This window comes from Saccharothrix saharensis (assembly GCF_006716745.1).
Classification (GTDB): Bacteria; Actinomycetota; Actinomycetes; order Mycobacteriales; family Pseudonocardiaceae; genus Actinosynnema; species Actinosynnema saharense.
Genome location: NZ_VFPP01000001.1, coordinates 6,007,684 through 6,028,611, shown reverse-complemented (window position 1 = coordinate 6,028,611; position 20,928 = coordinate 6,007,684). Strand labels below are relative to the sequence as shown.

The 20,928-nt window shown below is 71.3% G+C and carries 24 protein-coding genes; 6 read left to right on the top strand and 18 right to left on the bottom strand.

The genetic code is table 11. From position 1 onward, the window contains the following. Positions 1 to 256 precede the first annotated feature (256 nt). Positions 257 to 1,513 (bottom strand): UDP-N-acetylglucosamine 1-carboxyvinyltransferase, encoded by a 1,257-nt coding sequence (gene murA / locus FHX81_RS27185; RefSeq protein ID WP_141980881.1) that lies wholly within the window; start codon positions 1,511 to 1,513, stop codon positions 257 to 259. Positions 1,514 to 1,607: 94 nt separating this feature from the next. Here murA and FHX81_RS27180 point away from each other — a divergent pair, with 94 nt between their 5' ends. From FHX81_RS27180 to FHX81_RS27170, 3 genes are all read left to right on the top strand, one after another. After that, on the top strand, positions 1,608 to 2,180 hold the full coding sequence (locus FHX81_RS27180; RefSeq protein ID WP_141980880.1) for a cob(I)yrinic acid a,c-diamide adenosyltransferase: 573 nt from the start codon (positions 1,608 to 1,610) through the stop codon (positions 2,178 to 2,180). Positions 2,181 to 2,254: 74 nt separating this feature from the next. Then, positions 2,255 to 2,938 (top strand): alpha/beta fold hydrolase, encoded by a 684-nt coding sequence (locus FHX81_RS27175; protein WP_141980879.1) that lies wholly within the window; start codon positions 2,255 to 2,257, stop codon positions 2,936 to 2,938. A gap of 4 nt (positions 2,939 to 2,942) precedes the next feature. Further along, complete coding sequence (locus FHX81_RS27170; RefSeq protein ID WP_141980878.1) at positions 2,943 to 3,623, top strand: winged helix-turn-helix transcriptional regulator; 681 nt, start codon at positions 2,943 to 2,945, stop codon at positions 3,621 to 3,623. Here the strand turns inward: FHX81_RS27170 and FHX81_RS27165 are convergent. Beyond that, a complete protein-coding gene (locus FHX81_RS27165; RefSeq protein WP_141980877.1) occupies positions 3,611 to 3,964 on the bottom strand; it encodes a winged helix-turn-helix transcriptional regulator in 354 nt (117 codons plus the stop codon). The genes FHX81_RS27170 and FHX81_RS27165 overlap by 13 nt on opposite strands. Before the next feature lie 90 nt (positions 3,965 to 4,054). Between FHX81_RS27165 and FHX81_RS27160 the strand changes: the two genes are divergently transcribed. Then, positions 4,055 to 4,921 (top strand): NAD(P)-dependent oxidoreductase, encoded by an 867-nt coding sequence (locus FHX81_RS27160; RefSeq protein WP_141980876.1) that lies wholly within the window; start codon positions 4,055 to 4,057, stop codon positions 4,919 to 4,921. Positions 4,922 to 4,943: 22 nt separating this feature from the next. On the opposite strand, the gene FHX81_RS27155 is transcribed toward FHX81_RS27160, so the two are convergent. Both FHX81_RS27155 and FHX81_RS27150 read right to left on the bottom strand, forming a co-directional pair. Continuing rightward, the gene (locus FHX81_RS27155; protein WP_141980875.1) at positions 4,944 to 5,375 is read right to left on the bottom strand and encodes a DUF2550 domain-containing protein; all 432 of its coding nucleotides are present in this window, start codon (positions 5,373 to 5,375) and stop codon (positions 4,944 to 4,946) included. A 22-nt stretch (positions 5,376 to 5,397) separates the two neighbouring features. After that, positions 5,398 to 5,763: a F0F1 ATP synthase subunit epsilon gene (locus tag FHX81_RS27150; RefSeq protein ID WP_141980874.1), complete on the bottom strand. Its 366-nt coding sequence runs from the start codon at positions 5,761 to 5,763 to the stop codon at positions 5,398 to 5,400. A gap of 163 nt (positions 5,764 to 5,926) precedes the next feature. Here FHX81_RS27150 and FHX81_RS27145 point away from each other — a divergent pair, with 163 nt between their 5' ends. After that, positions 5,927 to 6,673 carry an IclR family transcriptional regulator gene (locus FHX81_RS27145; protein WP_246107990.1) on the top strand — a complete coding sequence of 249 codons (747 nt, stop codon included), beginning with the start codon at positions 5,927 to 5,929 and terminating at the stop codon, positions 6,671 to 6,673. 55 nt (positions 6,674 to 6,728) lie between these two features. Here FHX81_RS27145 and atpD read toward each other — a convergent pair whose 3' ends face one another. The 11 genes from atpD to FHX81_RS27090 all read right to left on the bottom strand — a co-directional run bounded on the left by atpD (position 6,729) and on the right by FHX81_RS27090 (position 16,624). Beyond that, positions 6,729 to 8,165 (bottom strand): F0F1 ATP synthase subunit beta, encoded by a 1,437-nt coding sequence (gene atpD, locus FHX81_RS27140; protein WP_211363577.1) that lies wholly within the window; start codon positions 8,163 to 8,165, stop codon positions 6,729 to 6,731. Continuing rightward, positions 8,158 to 9,093: a F0F1 ATP synthase subunit gamma gene (locus tag FHX81_RS27135; protein ID WP_141980872.1), complete on the bottom strand. Its 936-nt coding sequence runs from the start codon at positions 9,091 to 9,093 to the stop codon at positions 8,158 to 8,160. The genes atpD and FHX81_RS27135 overlap by 8 nt, the downstream gene beginning before the upstream one ends. A gap of 7 nt (positions 9,094 to 9,100) precedes the next feature. Further along, complete coding sequence (gene atpA / locus FHX81_RS27130) at positions 9,101 to 10,750, bottom strand: F0F1 ATP synthase subunit alpha (RefSeq protein WP_141980871.1); 1,650 nt, start codon at positions 10,748 to 10,750, stop codon at positions 9,101 to 9,103. Between the two features lie 61 nt (positions 10,751 to 10,811). Then, on the bottom strand, positions 10,812 to 11,648 hold the full coding sequence (locus FHX81_RS27125; RefSeq protein ID WP_141980870.1) for a F0F1 ATP synthase subunit delta: 837 nt from the start codon (positions 11,646 to 11,648) through the stop codon (positions 10,812 to 10,814). Positions 11,649 to 11,658: 10 nt separating this feature from the next. Then, entirely contained in the window at positions 11,659 to 12,210 is a 552-nt protein-coding gene (locus tag FHX81_RS27120; RefSeq protein WP_141980869.1) for a F0F1 ATP synthase subunit B, read from the bottom strand. A 31-nt stretch (positions 12,211 to 12,241) separates the two neighbouring features. Next, the gene (locus FHX81_RS27115) at positions 12,242 to 12,487 is read right to left on the bottom strand and encodes an ATP synthase subunit c family protein (protein WP_121231937.1); all 246 of its coding nucleotides are present in this window, start codon (positions 12,485 to 12,487) and stop codon (positions 12,242 to 12,244) included. 76 nt (positions 12,488 to 12,563) lie between these two features. Beyond that, positions 12,564 to 13,343, bottom strand: coding sequence for a F0F1 ATP synthase subunit A (atpB, locus tag FHX81_RS27110; protein ID WP_141980868.1), 780 nt, complete (start codon positions 13,341 to 13,343; stop codon positions 12,564 to 12,566). Between the two features lie 152 nt (positions 13,344 to 13,495). Continuing rightward, entirely contained in the window at positions 13,496 to 13,945 is a 450-nt protein-coding gene (locus FHX81_RS27105; RefSeq protein WP_141980867.1) for a Cg1360 family ATP-synthase-associated protein, read from the bottom strand. An 81-nt stretch (positions 13,946 to 14,026) separates the two neighbouring features. Beyond that, positions 14,027 to 15,187: a glycosyltransferase family 4 protein gene (locus tag FHX81_RS27100; RefSeq protein WP_141980866.1), complete on the bottom strand. Its 1,161-nt coding sequence runs from the start codon at positions 15,185 to 15,187 to the stop codon at positions 14,027 to 14,029. Between the two features lie 95 nt (positions 15,188 to 15,282). Continuing rightward, on the bottom strand, positions 15,283 to 15,933 hold the full coding sequence (locus FHX81_RS27095; protein ID WP_141980865.1) for an L-threonylcarbamoyladenylate synthase: 651 nt from the start codon (positions 15,931 to 15,933) through the stop codon (positions 15,283 to 15,285). A gap of 43 nt (positions 15,934 to 15,976) precedes the next feature. Next, positions 15,977 to 16,624, bottom strand: coding sequence for a hypothetical protein (locus FHX81_RS27090; protein ID WP_141980864.1), 648 nt, complete (start codon positions 16,622 to 16,624; stop codon positions 15,977 to 15,979). A gap of 65 nt (positions 16,625 to 16,689) precedes the next feature. On the opposite strand from FHX81_RS27090, the gene FHX81_RS27085 reads away from it, so the two are divergent. Next, positions 16,690 to 17,370: a hypothetical protein gene (locus tag FHX81_RS27085; protein ID WP_141980863.1), complete on the top strand. Its 681-nt coding sequence runs from the start codon at positions 16,690 to 16,692 to the stop codon at positions 17,368 to 17,370. A gap of 66 nt (positions 17,371 to 17,436) precedes the next feature. Here the strand turns inward: FHX81_RS27085 and prmC are convergent, their stop codons facing one another. Genes prmC through FHX81_RS27070 form a run of 3 tightly spaced genes read right to left on the bottom strand, consistent with a single transcriptional unit; the run spans position 17,437 to position 20,917 of the window. After that, the gene (gene prmC, locus FHX81_RS27080; protein ID WP_141980862.1) at positions 17,437 to 18,297 is read right to left on the bottom strand and encodes a peptide chain release factor N(5)-glutamine methyltransferase; all 861 of its coding nucleotides are present in this window, start codon (positions 18,295 to 18,297) and stop codon (positions 17,437 to 17,439) included. A gap of 18 nt (positions 18,298 to 18,315) precedes the next feature. Beyond that, positions 18,316 to 19,701 (bottom strand): dihydrolipoyl dehydrogenase, encoded by a 1,386-nt coding sequence (gene lpdA / locus FHX81_RS27075; RefSeq protein WP_141980861.1) that lies wholly within the window; start codon positions 19,699 to 19,701, stop codon positions 18,316 to 18,318. Positions 19,702 to 19,711: 10 nt separating this feature from the next. After that, positions 19,712 to 20,917 (bottom strand): acyl-CoA thioester hydrolase/BAAT C-terminal domain-containing protein, encoded by a 1,206-nt coding sequence (locus FHX81_RS27070; protein WP_141980860.1) that lies wholly within the window; start codon positions 20,915 to 20,917, stop codon positions 19,712 to 19,714. Between the last annotated feature and the right edge of the window lie 11 nt (positions 20,918 to 20,928).

Here is a 20,928-nt window from a genome sequence, read left to right as displayed (position 1 = left end):
GTCGGCTGGCGTCACCTCCGTCCACGAGGTGCGCGGCGGCGGCTGGGAGGCCGACGCGGGCGCGGCGACCGCGACGACCGCCATCGCCCCCGGCACCAGGGCCGGCCAGGCCGACCGCGCGGCAACGCCGCGACGCCGAACCCACCCTGGGAAGACCGCGGCCCACGCGGTGTCCGGTGAACGCCCGACACCCGGCCCCGCGCACGACGGAGCCCGCCCCCGGTGGCGGGGGCGGGCTCCTCCGACGCCGCACGGGTCAGGCGGTGACGCGCTCCACGGTCGCGCCGAGCTTGCGCAGGTTCTCCACGAACCCCGGGTAGCCGCGCTCGATGTGGAAGATCTCGTAGACCTCGGTCGCGCCGTCCGCGCACAGCCCGGCCAGCACCAGCCCCGCGCCCGCGCGGATGTCCGACGCCCACACCGGCGCGCTGGACAGCCGGTCCACGCCCCGCACCACCGCGTGGTGGCCGTCGGTGCGCGCGTCCGCGCCCAGCCGCACCATCTCCTCGATGAACCGGAACCGCGCCTCGAACAGGTTCTCGGTGATCATCGACGTGCCGTCGGACACGGCCGACAGCGCGATCGCGAACGGCTGGAGGTCGGTGGCGAAACCGGGGTACGGCAGCGTCACGAAGTCCACCGAGCGGGGCCGGTCGGTCTGCACCACGCGGAAGCCGTCGTCGAGCGTGGTCACGTCCGCGCCCGCCATCCGCAGCTTCTCCAGCACCAGGTCGAGGTGGTGCGGGTCCACGCCGCGCACGGTGATGTCACCGCGGGTCATGGCGGCGGCGAACGCCCACGTGGCGCCGACGATCCGGTCGCCGATCACCCGGTGCTCGGTCGGTCGCAGCGACTCCACGCCGTGCACGGTGAGCGTGGACGTGCCCGCGCCCTCGATCTTCGCGCCCATCTGCTGGAGCATCACGCAGATGTCCACGATCTCCGGCTCGCGGGCGGCGTTGTCGATGACCGTGGTGCCGTTGGCCAGCACCGCCGCCATCAGGATGTTCTCCGTCGCGCCCACGCTGGGGAAGTCCAGCCAGATCTGCGCGCCGTGCAGGCCCTCGGCCTCGGCGATCACGCAGCCGTGCTCGATCTCGCTGTGCGCGCCGAGCTTGCGCAGGCCGTTCTGGTGCATGTCCAGCGGCCGGTTGCCGATCGCGTCACCACCGGGCAGGGCGACGACCGCGCGCTTGCACCGGCCCACCAGGGGACCGAGCACGCACACCGACGCGCGCAGCTTGCCCATCGCCTCGGAGTCGGCGCGGTGGTTGAGCTCCTCCGGCGTGGTGATCGTGACCACCGAGCCGTCGAGCAGGACCTCGCAGCCCAGGCTGCGCAGGACGTCCGCCATCAGCGGCACGTCCAGGATCTCCGGGCAGTTGGTGATGGTGGTGGTGCCCTCGGCCAGCAGCGCCGCCGCCATCAGCTTCAGCACGCTGTTCTTCGCGCCCACGACGGCCACCTCGCCGACCAGCCGCGCACCGCCCTGAACCCGGAAGTGCTCACTCACGTAAGGAACTCCTTGCTCGTTGTGCCGCAATCCTACGTACGGTCTGAATCGTGCCCGTCCGTGGTGGCCCGCCGCGGTGTCTACAGTGCTTCGCATGGCCGTGCACCTGACGAAGATCTACACCCGCGTCGGCGACGACGGGACCACCGGCCTCGGCGACTTCTCCCGGGTGCCCAAGACCTCGCCCCGCATCACGGCGTACGCCGACGTGGACGAGACGAACTCCGCGCTCGGCGTGGCCCTGGCGCTCGGCGCGCTGGAGAGCGACGTCGCCGAGGTGGTGCGGCAGGTCCAGAACGACCTGTTCGACGTCGGCGCGGACCTGTGCACGCCGGTCGCACCCGACCCCAAGTACCCGCCGCTGCGGATCACCCAGGCCTACGTGGACCGGTTGGAGTCGTGGTGCGACGCGTTCAACTCCCGGTTGGGCAAGCTGGAGTCGTTCATCCTCAACGGTGGCACACCCGGTGCGGCCCTGCTGCACCAGGCCCGCACCACGGCCCGCCGCGCGGAGCGGTCGGCGTGGGCGTTGATCGAGGTCGAGGCCGACCGGACGAACGCGCTGACCGCCAAGTACCTGAACCGGCTGTCGGACCTGCTGTTCATCCTGGCGCGGGTGGCGAACCCGGACGGCGACGTGCTCTGGCAGCCGGGGGCCAACGCCTGACCGACGTGGTGGCACTTCCTGATTGTGAACCGTACACTTCACAATCAGGAAGTCCACGGCCACGGACGTCGCCCATGACCACGTACGTCCTCGTCCACGGCGCGTGGCACGGAGGTTGGGCCTGGGAGCGGGTCACCCCGCTGCTCACCGCGACCGGCGCGCACGTCGTCGCACCGGATCTCACGCACGACCGCGACGTCGGCCTGGCCGACCACGTGGCCGAGGTGGTGGCCGCGGTCGACGCCGTCGCCGACCCGGACCTGGTGCTGGTCGGGCACAGCTACGCGGGCCTGGTGGTGCGCGCGGCGGCCGACCGGCGGCCCGACCGGGTCGCCCACCTCGTGCTGGTGGACGGCTGGGCGGGCCCGGACGGCTCCAGCCTGGCCGACCTGGCGCCGGACTGGTTCACCGAGCGGGTCACCGCCGCCGCCGGCCCCGACGGCCTGGTCCCGCCGCCACCGCCGGCGTCGTACGGCGTCACCGACCCCGGCGACGCCGACTGGCTCGGCCGCCGCCTGCGCACCCACCCGCTGCGGACGTTCACCGAACCGACCCGCCTCACCGGCGCGGTCGACCGCGTCCCCGGCACCGGCGTGCACTGCCTGCCGGAGGCGTTCCCGTTCGCCCGGTTCGCCACCGACCTCGGCTACCGGACCGTGCCGCTCGAGGCGGCGCACGACGTGCCGCTGACCGATCCGCGGGCCGTCGCGGACGTGCTGCTCGCGGTCGGGAGCCGGGAGGCGCCGACCCTAGGATGAGCGGGTGGACCAGCGGACGTACAACCAGTACTGCGCCACCGCGCGCACGCTCGACCTCGTCGGCGAACGTTGGACCCTGCTGCTCGTCCGCGAACTGCTCACCGGGCCCAAGCGGTTCGGCGACCTCCGCAAGAGCCTGCGCGGCCTGGGCACCGGCCTGCTCGCCGCCCGGATGAAGCACTTGGAGCGGGAAGGCCTCGCGCACAAGGTCACGCTCCCGCCGCCCGCCCGCACCCCCGCCTACGCCCTCACCGAGGCCGGCCGGGAACTCGGCCCCGCCGTGCTCGCCCTGGCCCGGTGGGGCACCAAGTGGGCCATGGGCGGACGGCGGGAGGGCGAGGCGTTCCACCCCGGCTGGGCGGTGCTGGCGATGGAGGCGTTCTTCGACCCCGACGCCGCGGCGGGCGTGCGCGCGGTGTACGAGTTCCGGGTCGGCGACGAGGTGTTCCACGTGCGCGTCGCCGACGGCGCGGTCGACGCGGACCACGGGCCCGCCCACCAGCCCGACGCGGTCGTCGAGACGACCGAGGACGTGTTCGCCGACCTGGCCGACGGTCGGTCGAGCCTGGCCGACAGGATCGCGTCCGGCGATGCCACCGCGTCCGGCGACCGGGGGGCGCTGCGCCTGCTCGGCACCCTGTTCCGGCGGCCACGACCGGCGTCACGGCACCGTCAGGACGCGTAGACCACCTTCTCCGCGCCGATGCGCCGGATCCGCTCGGCGCCCCACACGCCCAACGCGGCGAGCGCCTGGTTGAGCGAGCGGCCCTCGTCGGTCAGCGCGTACTCGACCCTGGGCGGCACCTCCGGGAACACCTCGCGGTGCACGAGGCCGTCCTCCTCCAGCTCGCGCAGTTGCTGGACCAGCATCTTCTCGCTCACGCCCGGCAGGCCTCGGCGCAGTTGGGCGAACCGCCGCACGCCGTGCTCGGCCAGCTCCCACAGGATGAGCGACTTCCACTTCCCCGACACCACGTCCATCGCCGCGTCGATGCCGCAGAAGTAGGGACCACGTCGAGCCGCCATCGCCCCTCCCCGGGTGCTTACCGAAAGGTTGGTACTGCACTAATCAGTCCGTACTGGTACGACAGTACCGTTCCGGGTGACGATCATGGCATGACGAACACGAAGGTCACCGTCCTCGGACTCGGCGCGATGGGCGCCGCACTCGCCACGGCCCTGGTGCGGGCCGGGCACCCCACCACCGTCTGGAACCGCTCACCCGGCAAGGCCGACGCCCTGGTCGCCCTGGGCGCGACCGCCGCCACCACCCCGCGCGACGCCGTGCTCGCCTCCGAGGTGGTCGTCGCCTGCCTGTTCGACGCCGCGTCCGTGCACGAGGTGCTGGACCCGGTCGCCGACCTGCTCGCGGGCCGGGCGCTGGTCAACGTCACCACGACCTCACCCGACCAGTCCCGCGGGATCGCCGCGTGGGCGGCGGAGCACGGCGTCGTGTACCTCGACGGCGGCATCATGGCCGTGCCGCACATGATCGGGCAGCCCGGCTCGTCGGTCCTCTACAGCGGCTCCCGGACGGCGTTCGAGCGGTACCGCCCGCTGCTCGACCTCTGGGGCGAGAGCGCGTACTTCGGCGAGGACGCGGGCGTGGCGTCGCTGTACGACCTGGCCCTGCTGGCGGGCATGTACGTGATGTTCGCCGGGTTCCTGCACGGCGCGGCGATGGTCGCGGGCGCGGGCGTGTCGGCGACCGAGTTCGCCGAACGGGCCGCGCCGTGGCTGTCCGCGATGACGGGCGGGTTCGCCGGGTTCGCCGCGGTGGTGGACGGCGGCGACTATGCCGCACCGGGGCAGCAGAGCCTGGAGTTCTCCGACCTGGGCGACATGGTCGCCGCCGGCGCCGCGCAGGGCATCTCCACCGAGGTGGTCGACGTGGTGCAGGCCCTGATCCGGCGGCAGGTCGAGGCCGGGCACGGCAAGGAGGGCTTCGCCCGGATCTACGAGAGCATCAGGAACCCGGTCTGACCTCGGCGACGTTCCCCGGCGGCTAGGACGCCCAGGGGATGGACCGGCCCGGGGGCGCCGACTCCAACCAGGAGAGGAATCCGGTCAGCGCGTCCGGGCCCATCGCGATCTCGACCTCGCCCTTGCTGCCGCGGCACCGGAGCACCACCGCACCCGTGGGCATGGCGTACGCCTCCGGCGCGGTGGGCTCGCGGCGGTCGTCGATCTCGAAACCCTCGCGGGAGATGACCATGTCCGGGCCGGTGCGCAGGCTCAGCACGCGGAACCAGGTGAACTCGTCACCCCGGTAGTGCCCGACGCCCAGGTGCCAACCCCGGCCGGAGTCCTCGATCCGCGACCTCAGCGCGACGTGCACACCGCCCGCGCGCAACAGCCGGACGCGGCGCCACGCGAAGTACGCGAGGACGACCACCGCACCGAACAGGACCACCCCTACCAGTTCGGCGATCCCCACGGCGTTCGTCCGCTCGTCCGCGTCAGGCCGAGTGTCCGGCGGCGCGAAGCCGCGCGATGGCCCGTGCCCGCTGCACGTCGTCGGCGTTCTGCGCCTCCGCGCGGGCCTGTTCGACGTCGATCTCGTGGGAGAGCTCCGCGTCCTCGGCGAGGATGCTCACGCCCTCACCGGTCACGGAGAGGAACCCGCCGTGCACGGCCGCAGTGACGAGGTCGTTGTCCGTGGTGCGGATCCGGACCACACCGCCCTCGACCAACTGCCCGAGCACCGGCTCGTGGCCGGGCAGGATGCCGATCTCGCCTTCGAGCGTCTGCGCGACCACCGAGGTGGCCGTACCGGACCACAGGCGGCGTTCCACGGCGACCAACTGGACGGTCATCTCGGCCACGCGCATCTCCCTGAGTCGACTGGAGTCCACCGCAGTCTAAACGGTGACCGGAACACCCCGCCGCACCAGCCACCCCCAGTCGCCCCGACCGCCGTCCCGCACCACCCCCGAGCCCGTCCCCGACCGGGGCGGTGCGCCTTCCGCCGAGTGGGAGACTGGGCCCGTGCCCACCCCGAAGTCGCTGCTGGAGCGGGCGTTCTCGCTGCTGTCCGTGTTCTCGGTGCAACGACCGGCCGTCACGCTGTCCGAGCTGAGCCGCCACTCCGGCCTGCCGCTGAGCACCACGCACCGCCTGGTGGCGTCCCTGGTCGAGCTGCGCGCCCTGGACCGCACCGCCGACGGCCGCTACCGCGTGGGGCTGAGGCTGCTGGAGCTGGGCGCGCTGTCGCCCGGCAGCCTGGACCTGCGCGACCGGGCCCTGCCGTTCCTGGAGGACCTGTACGAGGTCACGCGGCACAACGTGCAGTTGGCCGTGCGGGACGGCGCGGAGGTCGTGTACGTGGAGCGGATCTCGGCGCGGGACGCGGTGAACGTGGTCACCCGCGTCGGGAGCCGGATGCCGTTGCACTGCACGGGCGTCGGCCTGGTGCTGCTGGCCGCCGCGCCGGTCGCCGTGCAGGAGTCGGTGCTGGCCGCCCCGCTCAAGCGGTACACGCCCAGGACGATCGTGTCCGCGCCGGAGCTGCGGGAGGCGCTGGCCCGCGTGCGCCGCGACGGTTACGCCATCAGCGACCGGCAGATCGAGATGATCACCTACTCGGTCGCCGCGCCGGTGCGCGACCAGGACGGCGAGGTGGTGGGCGCGGTGTCCGTCGTCGTGCCCACGGGCACCCGCACCGACACCGTCGTCCCCGCCGTGCGCACGTGCGGCCTGGCCATCTCCCGGGCCCTCGGCTGGGCAACGCCGTGAATGCCCGAAGGGCCGTCCCCCACCAGGGGAACGGCCCTTCGGCAGCAGGTCCGACTTACTTGCCGGCGAGCTTCTTGGCGTTGGCCTCGACGTCGTCCAACCCGCCGCAGGAGAAGAACGCCTGCTCCGGGTAGTGGTCGAACTCGCCCTTGCACACGCGGTCGAACGCCTCGATCGTGTCCTTGATCGGCACGAAGGAGCCCGGCTGGCCGGTGAACTTCTCGGCCACGATGAAGTTCTGGCCGAGGAAGCGCTCCAGGCGACGGGCGCGGCCGACGAGGACCTTGTCCTCCTCGGAGAGCTCGTCCATGCCGAGGATGGCGATGATGTCCTGCAGCTCCTTGTACTTCTGCAGGATCCGCTTGACCTCCTGCGCCACCCGGTAGTGCTCCTCGCCGACGATCGACGGCTCGAGGATCCGGGAGGACGAGGACAGCGGGTCCACCGCCGGGTAGATGCCCTTCTGGGAGATCGGACGGGAGAGCTCCGTCGTCGCGTCCAGGTGGGCGAACGTGGTGGCCGGCGCGGGGTCGGTGTAGTCGTCCGCGGGCACGTAGATGGCCTGCAGCGAGGTGATCGACTTGCCGCGCGTCGAGGTGATGCGCTCCTGGAGCTCACCCATCTCGTCCGCAAGCGTCGGCTGGTAACCCACGGCGGACGGCATGCGGCCCAGCAGGGTCGACACCTCCGAGCCGGCCTGGGTGAACCGGAAGATGTTGTCGATGAACAGCAGCACGTCCTGGTTCTGCACGTCGCGGAAGTACTCCGCCATCGTCAGCGCCGAGAGCGCGACGCGCATGCGCGTGCCGGGCGGCTCGTCCATCTGACCGAACACCAGGGCGGTGTCGCCGAGCACACCCATCTCCTCCATCTCGAGGAGGAGGTCGGTGCCCTCACGGGTGCGCTCACCGACGCCGGCGAACACCGACGTGCCGGAGAACTCGCGGGCGATACGGGTGATCATCTCCTGGATGAGCACCGTCTTGCCCACGCCCGCGCCGCCGAACAGGCCGATCTTGCCGCCCTTGACGTACGGGGTCAGCAGGTCGATGACCTTGATGCCCGTTTCCAGGATCTCGGTCTTGCCCTCGAGCTGGTCGAACGACGGCGCCTTGCGGTGGATGCCCCACTGCTCGCCGTCGCGGCCGAGGCCGGGCTCGTCCAGGCAGTCGCCCAGCGCGTTGAAGACGTGGCCCTTGACGACGTCGCCGACGGGCACGCTGATCGCCCGACCGGTGTCGGTCACCGCCGCGCCGCGGACCAGGCCGTCGGTCGGCTGCATCGAGATGGTGCGGACCAGGTTGTCACCCAGGTGCTGGGCGACCTCCAGGGTCAGCGTCTTGGCGACCGCCTCGTAGGTGATCTCCACGCTCAGGGCGTTGAACAGCTCCGGCACCGCGTCACGCGGGAACTCCACGTCGACGACGGCACCGATCACCCGGACCACACGGCCGGTGCGGGTGGTGGTGGCAGTAGCACTCATGTCACTCATCACTTCCTGCGCCACCGGTAAGCGCGGAGGCGCCACCGACGATCTCGCTGATCTCCTGGGTGATCTGGGCCTGGCGGGCCGCGTTCGCCTGGCGGCTGAGGTTGCGGACCAGCTCGGTGGCGTTGTCCGTCGCCGCCTTCATCGCGGTCCGCCGCGCCGCCGACTCCGAAGCCGCCGCGTCCAGCAGTGCCGAGAAGAGCCGGGTCTTGACGTACTTGGGCAGCAGCGCGCCCAGCAGCGTCTCCGCACTCGGCTCGAACGAGTACACCGACTGGAGCTTCTGCGGCTCCGGGTCGAAGTCGACGACCATCGGCGCGATCCGCTTGGCGACCGGCGTCTGGCTCAGCATCGACTTGAACTCGGTGTAGACCACGTGCAGCTCGTCCACGCCGAGCACGCCGTCGGGACCGGGCCGGTCGCCCTCGTCGTCGCTGCCCGCGACGAACGCCTTGACCAGCGCGTCACCGGCCTCGACCGCGTTGACGTAGTGCGGCAGCTGCGAGAAGCCGGTCCACTCGCCCGCGATCTCCCGCCGGCGGAACCGGTAGTAGCCCACGCCCTTGCGGCCGATGACGTAGAGCACGGGCTCCTTGCCCTCGGACCGCAGCAGGGAGAACAGCTCCTCCGCGGCACGCAGCACGTTGGCGTTGTACCCGCCGCACATGCCCTTGTCGCTGGTGACGACGAGGACCGCGGCGCGGCGCGGGTTCTTGCGCTCGGTCAGCAGCGGGTGGTCGAGGTTCGCCGACGCCGTCGCCAGCGAGGAGAGCACGTTGGTGATCTCCTCCGCGTAGGGCTTCGACGCCGCGACCCGCGTCTGCGCCTTGGCCAGACGCGACGTGGCGATGAGCTCGTACGCCTTGGTGATCTTCTTGGTCGAGTTGACCGAGCGGATCCGCTGGCGCAGCTCTCGGATCTGTGCCGCCATGCCTACGTCACTTCTCGGTCGGAGCGGGCCGGTTGACCTTCACCGACTCCTGCCCGACCTTGTCGGCGTCCATCGCGTCGGCGGGCGCCTCGTTGACCACGGTGGTCGCGCCGCCGGATGCGGTGAACTGCTGCTTGAACGCGTTGACGGCGTCCACGATGCCCTTCTCCGCGTCGTCCGACAACTTCTTGGACTCGCGGATGTCGGACAGGATCACCTCGTGGCTGCGCCGCACGTGGTCCAGGAACTCCGACTCGAAGCGGCGGACGTCGCCCACCGGGATGTCGTCGTAGTGCCCGTTCGTGCCGAGGTAGATGGAGACGACCTGCTCCTCCATCGGCACCGGCGAGTACTGGCCCTGCTTGAGCAGCTCGACCAGGCGGGCGCCGCGGTCCAGCTGGGCGCGCGAGGCGGCGTCGAGGTCCGAGGCGAAGGCGGAGAACGCCTCCAGCTCGCGGAACTGCGACAGGTCCAGGCGCAGCGAGCCGGCGACCGTCTTCATCGCCTTGGTCTGCGCGGCGCCACCGACGCGGGAGACCGAGATACCCACGTTGACGGCCGGGCGCACACCGGCGTTGAACAGGTCGGACTCGAGGAAGCACTGGCCGTCGGTGATCGAGATGACGTTGGTCGGGATGTACGCCGACACGTCGTTCGCCTTGGTCTCGATGATCGGCAGGCCGGTCATCGAGCCGCCGCCCATCTCGTCGGACAGCTTCGCGCAGCGCTCCAGCAGGCGCGAGTGCAAGTAGAAGACGTCGCCCGGGTACGCCTCGCGGCCCGGCGGGCGGCGCAGCAGCAGCGAGATGGCGCGGTACGCCTCCGCCTGCTTGGTCAGGTCGTCGAAGATGATCAGGACGTGCTTGCCCTGGTACATCCAGTGCTGGCCGATGGCCGAGCCGGTGTAGGGCGCGAGCCACTTGAAGCCGGCCGAGTCGGACGCGGGGGCGGCGACGATGGTGGTGTACTCCAGCGCGCCCGCCTCCTCCAGCGCGGCCTTGACGCCCGCGATGGTGGAGCCCTTCTGGCCGATGGCGACGTAGACGCAGCGGACCTGCTGCGTCGGGTCACCCGACTCCCAGGCCTTCTTCTGGTTGATGATCGTGTCGATGCAGACCGCGGTCTTGCCGGTCTTGCGGTCGCCGATGATCAGCTGGCGCTGGCCGCGGCCGATGGGGGTCATCGAGTCGATGGCCTTGATGCCGGTCTGCATCGGCTCGCTCACGGGCTGCCGCTGCAGCACGGTCGCGGCCTGCAGCTCCAGCGCGCGGTTGTCGTCGGCCACGATGTCGCCGAGGCCGTCGATCGGCTGGCCGAGCGGGTTCACCACGCGGCCGAGGAAGCCGTCGCCCACCGGCACGGAGAGCACCTGGCCGGTCCGCTTGACCTCCTGGCCTTCTTCGATCTTGTCGAAGTCGCCCAGGATGACCGCGCCGATCTGGCGGACTTCCAGGTTCAGGGCCACGCCGAGCACGCCGCCGGGGAACTCCAGCAGCTCGTTGGTCATGGTGCCGGGCAGACCCTCGACGATGGCGATGCCGTCGTAGGTCTCCGCGACGACGCCGACCTCTTCCCGGCTGACTTCCGGGGAGTAGGTCGAGACGTACTTCTCGATCGCACTGCGGATCTCGTCCGACGAGATCGTCAGCTCCGCCATGTCGTTCCTGCTCTCACTTCGTTTTCGGGAAAGGGGCTTGTGGGCCGCGGTTCCGGTTCGGTCAGCCGGCGAGGTCGCGGCGCAGGGACGCCAACCGACCCGCCACGCTTCCGTCGATGACTTCGTCGCCGATCTTGATCAGCAGGCCGCCGCGCAGCGTCGGGTCGACCTCCACGTGCAGCGCGATCGGCCGGGAGTAGATCCGGGTCAGCGTGGCCTCGAGGCGCTCCTGCTGCGCCGCGTCGAGCTCGACGGCGGAACGGACGTAGGCGACGGAACGTTCCCGGCGCTTGGCCGCGAGCGACGCGAGTTCGCCCAGGCCGTTGACGACGCCCTGGCCCCGGGGCTCGCGGACGAGCTGGTCCACCAGGGTCTTGGTGGTCCCGTCGACCTTGCCCGCCACGAGGCTGTCGACCAGCGCGACCTTGCCCGCGGGCTCGGCCGCCGGGTCGGACAGCGCCAGCTCCAGCTCGTGGTTGCCCGCGATGATGCGGCCGAGCCGGAACAGCTCGTCCTCGACGGAGTCGAGCTTGCCGTCCCTCTCCGCCCGCACCAGCAGCGTGGTGCGGGCCAGCGACTCGATGCCGTCGACCAGCTCGCGCGGGCTGGACCAGCGCGCGGTGACGACCGTGGCCAGCACCTGCACCGTCACGTCGCCGACCTTGCCGGCGAGCAGACCGTGCAGCAGCTGTTCCCGGGACGCGGGGTCCGAGGAGTTGTCGGCCAGCGCCCGACGCAGCGCGGGCTGCGCCGACAGCAGGCTGACGACCGCGAACAGCTCCTCGCCCAGCTTGCCCAGGGACTCGCTGGCGGTGGGGCCGGTCGTGCCGTCCACGACCTCGAGCAACCGCAGCTCGGCGGCGGCCAGGGCGTCACGGCTAGCGGCGTGCAGCGTCATCGGCGTTCCCTCACTTGGCGGCCGGAGCCGACGTGCCGTCGAGCTCGGAGAGGAACCGGTCGACGGTGCCCCGACGGCGCACCTCGTCCTCCAGCGACTCGCCGACGACCCGGTCAGCCAGGTCGATGGCCAGTCGGCCCAACTCGCCGCGCAGCTCCGCGACGATCTGCGCGCGCTGCGTCTCGAGCTGGGTCTGCCCCTGCGCGACGATCCGCGCGGACTCCTCCTGCGCCTTGGCGCGCAGCTCGCTGATGATCTGCTCGCCCTCGATGCGGGCGTCGTCGCGGATGCGGGCCGCCTCGGCACGTGCCTCGGCGAGCTGGGCCTTGTACTGCTCCAGCGTGGCCTGCGCCTGCGCCTGCGCCTGCTCGGCCTTCTCGATCCCGCCCTCGATCTTGGCGGCGCGTTCCGCGTAGACCGCCTCGAACTTCGGCGAGACGAACTTCTTGATGACGAACAAGAGCAGCAGGAACGCGATCAGGCCGATGATGATCTCGGAAGTGTGCGGGAGAACCGGGTTGATCGGTTCTCCCTCCGCCGCCGCCACGATGAGGGTTTTCATCACAAACCTCTCTTATGCGATGAACGGGTGCTCAGGCTGCCGACGCGAGGAAGTACACGACGAAGCCGAGCAGCGCGAGGACCTCGACGATGGCGAAGGTCGTCCAGGCGAGGCTCAGCAGGACGCCGCGGGCCTCGGGCTGGCGGGCGGTGCCGCTGATGACCGAGGAGAAGATCAGACCCACGCCGATGCCCGGGCCGATGGCCGCGAGGCCGTAGCCGATCGCGGCAAGACCCGCGTTGGTCACACCGGAGGCGGCTTCCTGAGCAAGAACGATGGATGCGCTCACTTGTGCTGTTCCCTTTCCAACTCGGTCCGCGAAAGGCATCGCGGATCGGAGGCTTGAGTGTTTTTCAGTGCTCTTCCGCCAGCGCGGCGCCGATGTAGTTGGCGCTCAGCAGGGCGAAGATGTAGGCCTGAAGGACCATGATCAGCGCTTCCAGGAACGTCAGCGCGATGGCGAAGAGGAAGGCAATCGGGGCCACCACGACCGTGATGCCGCCGTTGAGCAGCAGGAACTCACCCGCGAGGGTGAACACCAGCAGCAGGAGGTGACCCGCGAACATCGCCGCGAAGACCCGGATGGCGAGCGTGAGCGGGTTCAGGACGAACTTCTGGAAGAACTCGATCGGGATCAGCAGGATGAGCACGAACCAGGGCGCGCCGGGCGGCATGGTGGCGTGCTTCAGGTAGCCGACGAAACCGTGGCGCTTGAACCCCACGAAGTGGTAAACCGGGTAGATGACCAAGACCGAGACGGCGAGCGGGAAGCCGATGTGCGCCATCGTGGGGAACTGGACGAACGGGACGAGCCCGAACAGGTTGTTCACCAGGATGAACGTGAAGACGGTCAGGATCAGCGGAACGAAGGGCTTGAAGTCCTTGCCGCCGATCTGCTCCCGCGCGATCGAGTTGCGCCCGATGTCGTAGGCCGACTCGGCGAGGAACTGGAACTTACCCGGGACGAGCTTCATGTTTCGGGTCGCCAGGATGAAGAACGCCCCGATGATGAGGACCGACAGGACCAGCAGCACCATCGGCTTGTCGACCGAGCCGAAGATCGCCGGGGGGAAGAAGTCCTTCACACCGGGTGCGACGAACTCGCCACCCGAGGCCAGCACCAACGTGGTCACTGTGTTCCTTCCGGTTCTCCCGGCCGGCGTTCACTCCGCCGGGGGAATCGTCACGATCGGGACTTAACGTACCTTACGGACCGCAAGCGCCCGCGAGAGGCACCCCACCTACCTGGGTGTCCCGTCCTGCGCGCACCGTACCAGCCGGTAGATCAGGTGTTCCCAGGGGTCGGGATGACGATCTGACTGCGACTGCGCTTGGAGGCGCGCACCTCCATGGCGGTGGCGACCAGGATGGTCGCGGCCATGGTCAACGCGAGCGCGTTGGTGTGCAGCACGGGGAACTGGCGCACGAGCAGCATCACCGCGATCAGCAGGATGAGCTTGCCCAGGAACCCGGCGAACGCCGCCACCATGATCACCTGCAGCGGCATCGCGGCGGTGCGGTGCATGAGCAGCAGCGTCCCGGCCGACGACAGGCACGCGATGGCGCCACCGATCAGGGCCGCGACCAGCCCGGGGACGCCGGCCAGCACGGTCCACAGGATCGCGCCCGCGACCACGGTCCCGAGTGCCGCCCACAACGCGCTGCGGTACATCTCACCCGCGAGTCGCCGCACGACGGCCTCGTGCGTCCACTCCGTCTTCTCCGGAGAGCTCATGTCACCCCCAAACGGTCGGGCACTGTCCACCCTTCGGGACCGAGTGTAAAGAGGTCTTGATGCTCACCCCACCATCGGGGGTCAAGTGCGGCGCACTTCGCGAAGTCTGGGTATCGCGGAGACCAACAGCGCGAGAACGAGTCCGATCGCCAGGCACCAGACCACGACCACGACGTCGAACAGCGTCAGCGCCACCGCGCCGAAGGCCAGCACACCGGCCCACAAGTAGATCAACAGCACCGCGCGGCGCTGGGAGTGGCCGATCTCCAGCAGCCGGTGGTGCAGGTGCATCTTGTCCGCGGAGAACGGGCTCTCGCCCCGCCTGGTCCGCCGCACCACGGCCATCAGCAGGTCCAGCATCGGCACGAACAGCACCGCGGCCACCACGACCAGCGGCGAGAGCAGGCCGAGGACGTCGGTGGCCCGCACCGACTCGTAGTTGATCTTGCCGGAGGCCGAGATCGTGGCCGCCGCGAGCATCAGCCCGATCAGCATCGACCCGGAGTCGCCCATGAAGATCCGCGCCGGGTTGAAGTTGTGCGGCAGGAAGCCCAGGCACGCGCCCGCCAGCGTGGCCGCGATCAGCGCGGGCGGGTACGCGCCGACGTCGCCGCCGTTGTTGGCCAGCAGCCCGATGGAGAACACGCAGGTGGCGGCGGCGGCGATGAGCCCGATGCCCGCCGCGAGGCCGTCCAGGCCGTCCACGAAGTTCATCGCGTTGACCATGGTCACGGCCAGCAGCACGCTCAGGATCGCGCCCTGGTTCTGGTCCAGCGAGAGCAGCGAGCCGGTGCCCTCGCCGTCGTCGCCCCACGGCACCCAGAACAGCAGCCACTGCAGGCCGAACAGCACCAGGATGCCCGCCGCGGTGACCTGCCCCGCGAGTTTCGTCAGGGAGTCCAGTTCGAACCGGTCGTCCAGCACGCCCACGAGGACGATCACGCCGCCGCCCACGATCACCGCGTACGGGTCGTAGGAGAAGTCGAACGCCGAGCGCAGCACCGGTAGCTGGTGCGCCAGCAGCATGCCGCCGAGCACCCCGCCGTACATGGCGAGGCCGCCCATCCGCGGCATGGGTTGGACGTGCACGTCCCGTTGCCGGGGGTAGGCGACCGCGCCGATCCGGAACGCCAACGCGCGCACCAGGCCGACGAGCAGGAACGTCACGACCGCGGCGGTCAGCGCGACGAGCAGGTACTCCCGGACGGGGAGGACGTTGGACACGGCAGGCAACTGGCCCACGGCAGGCTAGCCCCTCGGCGATGGGGTGTCGGGTGGACGTTGAACGGGTGGTTCGTGCGACGGGACCACCACGCTACTCCGACCGGCAAGATCCACTAGCGCGCGACCTCGACTTCGACGCCCAGCGCCTCGGACACCTCGGCCACCGGCACCGCGCCCTCGCGCAGCACCACGGCGTCCGGACCGGTCAGGTCGACGATGGTGGAGGCGGTGTTGTCGGCCGCCGGGCCGCCGTCCAGGTAGACGCCGACCTCCTCGCCGAGCTGGTCCCAGGCCTCCTGGGCGGTGCCGGCGGGTGCGAACCCGGACTTGTTGGCGCTGGAGACCGCCATCGGGCCGACGTCGCGCAGCAGCTCCAGGGCGACGGGGTGCAGCGGCATCCGCAGCATCACGGTGCCGCGCGTGTGACCGAGATCCCAGGCCAGCGACGGCGCGTGGTGGAGCACCAGGGACAGCCCGCCGGGCCAGAACGCCTCGATGAGCGCCCGCGCCTGCCGGGGGACGCCGAGGACCAGGCCGTCGATCGTGGTCCACGACCCCACCAGCACCGGGACGGGCATGTCCGGTCCGCGGCCCTTGGCTTCGAGCAGGGCGCGCACGGCGGACGCGTCGAACGCGTCGCAGCCGATGCCGTAGACCGTGTCGGTGGGGAGGACGACCAGGCGACCGGACCGGACCGCACCCGCGGCGGCGGCGAGCCCTGCCTCCCGATCCGCCGGAACGCCACAATCGTAGATTGTGCTCACCCCGCTGATCCAAGCACAGCGCGGAAAGCCGCAGCGGTGGAGGTCACACCCGACCGCGGCCGACCGCGGCCCCCGCGTCCACCGACCACTGGCGCTTCCGGTGCGCGACCACGAAGCCGAAGACCAGTGCCCCGCCGACCAGCACGCCGGCCGCGGTGACCGCCGGGTCGCCGATCGCGCCGCCGACGAACGGCAGCACCAGCACCGCGAGCCCGACCACCGACGCCGTGACCACGTCGGGCTCCACCCAGCGCCACCGCCGCGCGCCGTCCAGGCGTCGACGCAGGTCGGCGGCGAACCCGAGCAGCTCGGGGTGCGGGCTGAGCGCTTCGATCCCGTCGGCCAGGGCGCGGCACTCCGCCCACTGGCGGGCGTCGGCGACGACGAGCGCGCCGGCCTCGGTGACGACGCGCACCTCAGCCGTGCGGGCCGCGAGCGCGATGGCCAGGTGGGTGCGCAGGACGTCGTCCGCCCGGGGCGCGCCGCCGCGCTCCAGTTCGCCGCGCACCACCGCGGCGGCCCGGTGCGCCTCGTCGTCGCGGCCCGCGTTCAACGCCGACAGCACCGCGGTCAGCGCCCGGGCCAGGCGCACGCGGTCGGGGTCCGCGAATTCGGTGAGGTCGACGTGCACGATGCGGGCCAGCAGCCATTCCCGCAGCTCGCTCCACTCGTTCGGGCCATTGACAGCCATCGCGGGTTCTCCGATTTACTCGGCGGAGCGTTGACCTCCAGATTATCCCGATGGCGAGGCGTCCGGTGAATCCCAGGAACCCGATCGGCGCCGTTCCGCTGGCGCTGTGCTGCGCCGCCGCGTACGTCGCGGTGGCGGGTGCGGCGGGGTACCTCGCGCTGGGCGGGCGGACGCCCGCGCCGACCGCGGCGGCGGCCGTCACGCCGCCGGTGATCACCACGACCACCGGCACCGCCACGCCGTCCGTTCCGCCGGCACCGCCCGCCCCGGCGGCGACCACCACCACGACGACCGCCACCACCGCACTGCCCGCGGACCTGCGGCGCGTGGAGGCGCCCGGCGGCCTCACGACCGCGATCCCGGCCGGGTGGGCGGTCACCGCGGGCACGGTGGCGACGACCCTCGTGGCGACCGACCCGGCGAACCCGCGCCGCGAGGTGCGGCTCGGCGGAGCGCCCGTCACCGACGCGACGGTGTCCCTGCTGGACCGGATCACGGCCGCCGCGGTCGACCGGGAACGGCAGCCCGGGCACACCAGGTTGGCGTTGACCGGTGACCGGATCCGCGATTTCCCGGCGGTGCGGTGGGATTTCGAACAGGTGGCGGACGGGGTGACCGAACGGGCCGCCGTGGCCTACTGGGAAACGGGCGGCATCGAATACGTGGTGTACGCGTCGGGCCCGGTCGGAGAATGGCCGCAAACGCGTGCGAGGTTGGCCGCGCTGGTCACCCACGCGCGCCCGTGAAAGCGTTGACCGCGCTGCGCGAACCGGCTCGGGAATCGCCCGACCGGCGAATGCGGAACGCCCGGCTCAGACCCGGCGGGCGGTGGCGAAGCGGGGGCGCCAGGCCAGGTCGCGGTGGTCGGCGACGTCGGTCAGGACGCGGCGGGTGGACAGCAGCGCGGGCACGATGCTGCCGTGGCTGTCGTCGTGCTCGATCGCCACGTGCCCGCCGGGCTTGAGCAGCCGCGCGGCCACCGCCACCACGTGCCGGATCACCTCCAGCCCGTCCGCACCGCCGAACACGGCGTGCCGCGGGTCGTGCTCGGCGACCTCGGGCTGCACCTCGGTCCCGTCCGGCACGTACGGCGGGTTGCACAGCACCAGGTCGACCTGACCGTCCAGGTCCGCCAGCACGTCCGGCGCCGTCACGTCGCCCGCGTGCAGCGTGATCGGCGTGTCACCGGCCGCCGCGCGGGCCTCCGCGTTGCGCCGGGCCCAGGCCAGCGCCGAGGGATCGCGCTCGACCGCGTGCACGGTCGCGCGCGGCAGCCGGTGCGCCGCCGCCAGGGCCAGCGCGCCGGACCCCGTGCACAGGTCGACCACGACGGGGTCCGCCGACTCCACAGTGGACAGACCCCACTCCAGCACCAGCTCCGTCTCCGGGCGCGGGATGAACACGCCCGGACCCACTTCCAGGTCCACCCCGCCCAGGTGCGCCCGCCCGGTGATGTGCTGCAACGGCACGCGGGTCGCGCGCTGGCGCACGACCTTGTGCAGCGCCTCCACCACCGGCGGGTCGACCAGCGGGATCAGCGCCAACCGGGACCGCTCGACGCCGAGCACGTGCGCGGCCAGCAGCTCGGCGTCCACGCGGGCACTGTCGACACCCGCCGCGGCCAGCAGGCGTTCCGCTTCGATGATGGCCAGCCGCAACGGGTGTCGGGTCATGGGATCAGGGTAGGGGGATCAGAAGTTGATCATGTGGCCGGCCAGGCCGTGGACCGCTTCCTTGACCGCCTCGCTCAACGTCGGGTGCGCGTGCACGTTGCGCGCCACCTCGTGCACGGTCAGGTCCCACTGCTGGGCCAGCGTCAGCTCCGGCAGCAGCTCGGTCACGTCCGGCCCGATCATGTGCGCGCCGAGCAGCTCGCCGTACTTGGCGTCGCTGATCAGCTTGACGAAGCCGTTCGGGTCCGCGAGGCCGTGCGCCTTGCCGTTCGCGGTGAACGGGAACTTCGCCACCTGGACGTCGAAGCCCTTCTCCCGGGCCTGCGCCTCGGTCCAGCCGAACGACGCGATCTGCGGCTGGCAGAACGTCGCGCGCGGGATCATCGGGAAGTCCAGCTCCATGGTCTCCGCGCCCGCGATGGTCTCGGCCGCGACGATGCCCATGGACTCGGCCGCGTGCGCCAGCATCAGCTTCGCGGTCACGTCGCCGATCGCGAAGATGTGCGGGACGGTGGTGCGGCCCCGGTTGTCGACGGCGATGGCGCCGCGCTCGGTCAGCCCGACCCCGGTGTTCTCCAGGCCGTAGCCCTCCACCCGCGGCTGGAAGCCGATCGCCTGCATGACCTTGTCGGCCTCCAGGACCTCCTGCTGCCCGTCCTTCGACACGGTGACGCGGACCTTCTCGCCACTGTCGTCGATGGACTCGACGCGGGTGGACGTGCGGACGTCGATGCCCATGCGCTTGTAGCGCTTGGCCAGCTCGGCCGACACCTCGGCGTCCTCCAGCGGCACCACCCGGTCGAGGAACTCGACGATGGTGACCTTCACGCCGTAGTTGTGCAGCACGTAGCCGAACTCGACGCCGATGGCACCCGCGCCCGCGATGACGATGCTGCCGGGCAGCTCCTTGGACAGGATCTGCTCCTCGTAGGTCACCACCCGGTCGGACAGCTCGGTGCCCGGCAGGAGTCGGGTCTTCGCGCCCGCGGCGATGATGGCGTGGTCGAACGTGACCGTCTCGCCGTTCACCTCGATGGTGTTGGCGTCCCGGAACGTGCCGTAGCCGTTGTACTCGGTGATGCCGTTCTTCTTCATCAGGAAGTGCACGCCCTTGACGCGCCCGTCCGCGACCTTGCGGCTGCGCTCGAAGGCGACGCCGTAGTCGAACTTCACCGTGCCGTCGACCTGGATGCCGTAGGTCTTCTGCTCGTGGGTGAACAGGTGCGCGAGCTCCGCGTTGCGCAGGAGCGCCTTCGACGGGATGCAGCCCACGTTCAGGCACACCCCGCCCCAGTAACGCTCCTCGATGACCGCCGTCTTCAGCCCCAGCTGGGCCGCCCGGATCGCGGCGACGTACCCGCCTGGCCCCGCACCGAGGACCACGACGTCAAAGTGTGCGCTCATGACCGACACATTAGGTGCCCAGTTGGTCCGACAAGAACTCAACGGTCCGACGCCACGCGTCGGCCCGGGCGGCGGCCGTGGCGGCGGGTGTGCCGCCCATCGAGAACGTCACGCCCGGCCCGGGCACGACCGCCTGCGTCGTCGGGCGGTGCGGCGGCCCGGCGATCAGGTGTCCTGCCTCGGGGTACACCACCCGTTCGTGCCGGTGCCCGTGCCCGAGCTCCGTCAGCCGGCGCCACGCGACGTCGCTCAGCTCCGCGGCCGGCCACGACTCGTCCCGGCCGGGTGAGAGCAGCAACACACCGCCCGCGATCCGCTCGACCGGGATCTCGGTGTCCTCCGGGATGCCGTCGGAGAAGTCGAACGCCGACGTCAGCGCCACCGGCTCGCCCGACACCACCCGCCGGCGCAGCCCGTCGGGGATCGAGTACGGCAGGTACGGCAGCGGCCTGCCCTGCCACGTCCACGACGCGCCCTCGTGCTCCAGCTTCCGCAACAACCGAGTGCCGGGTCCGATGCACTGCGTCACCACGCCGCTGCCCGCCACGCTCACCACGGCCTTGACCTGCGGGAACAGCGACCCGGCCAGCAACGCCAGCTCCCCGCCGCGCGACCCGCCGACCAGGCCGACGGCCCCCGCCCGCTCACCCAGCCACGCCACCGCGGTCCCGACGTACTCCAAGGGGACCTCGACCAGGTCGTCCGGCACACCGGGCACGCCGAAGTAGGCCAGCGCCAACGCCGCGAACCCGTGCCCGGCGAGCAGCGCCGCGTCCAGCTCGTGCAGCCCGCCCTCGGAGCCGCCCAGCACGAGCACACCGGGGTGCGCTTCACCGTCGTCGGGCTCGAACAGCACGCCGACCAGGCCGTTCTCGCGCACCTCGGTCCGCCGCACCCCGTCGGGCACGGTCAGCCGGTCCAGCTCCACCTTGCCGACCCCGACGACCTCGAGCAACGTCGGACCCGCCGGCTCACCCGTCCGGGTCATCGACCAGAACAACCCCATCGGGTCGACGCCCGAGTAGCCGCCCTCGACGGGCGCGTGCCGGGTCAGGTCCACCACGCCGCGCTCGTCGGCCAGGAAGACCGCGGCGGACGACCAGTCGCCCGTCGACGCGGACACCACCACCCGCTCGTCCGGCGGTAGGTCGACCACCCGCACGTCCAGCACGGCGTCGAGGGGGACGCGCCGCGGGGTCACCAGGATTTCCGCCATCGCGCGCCCCC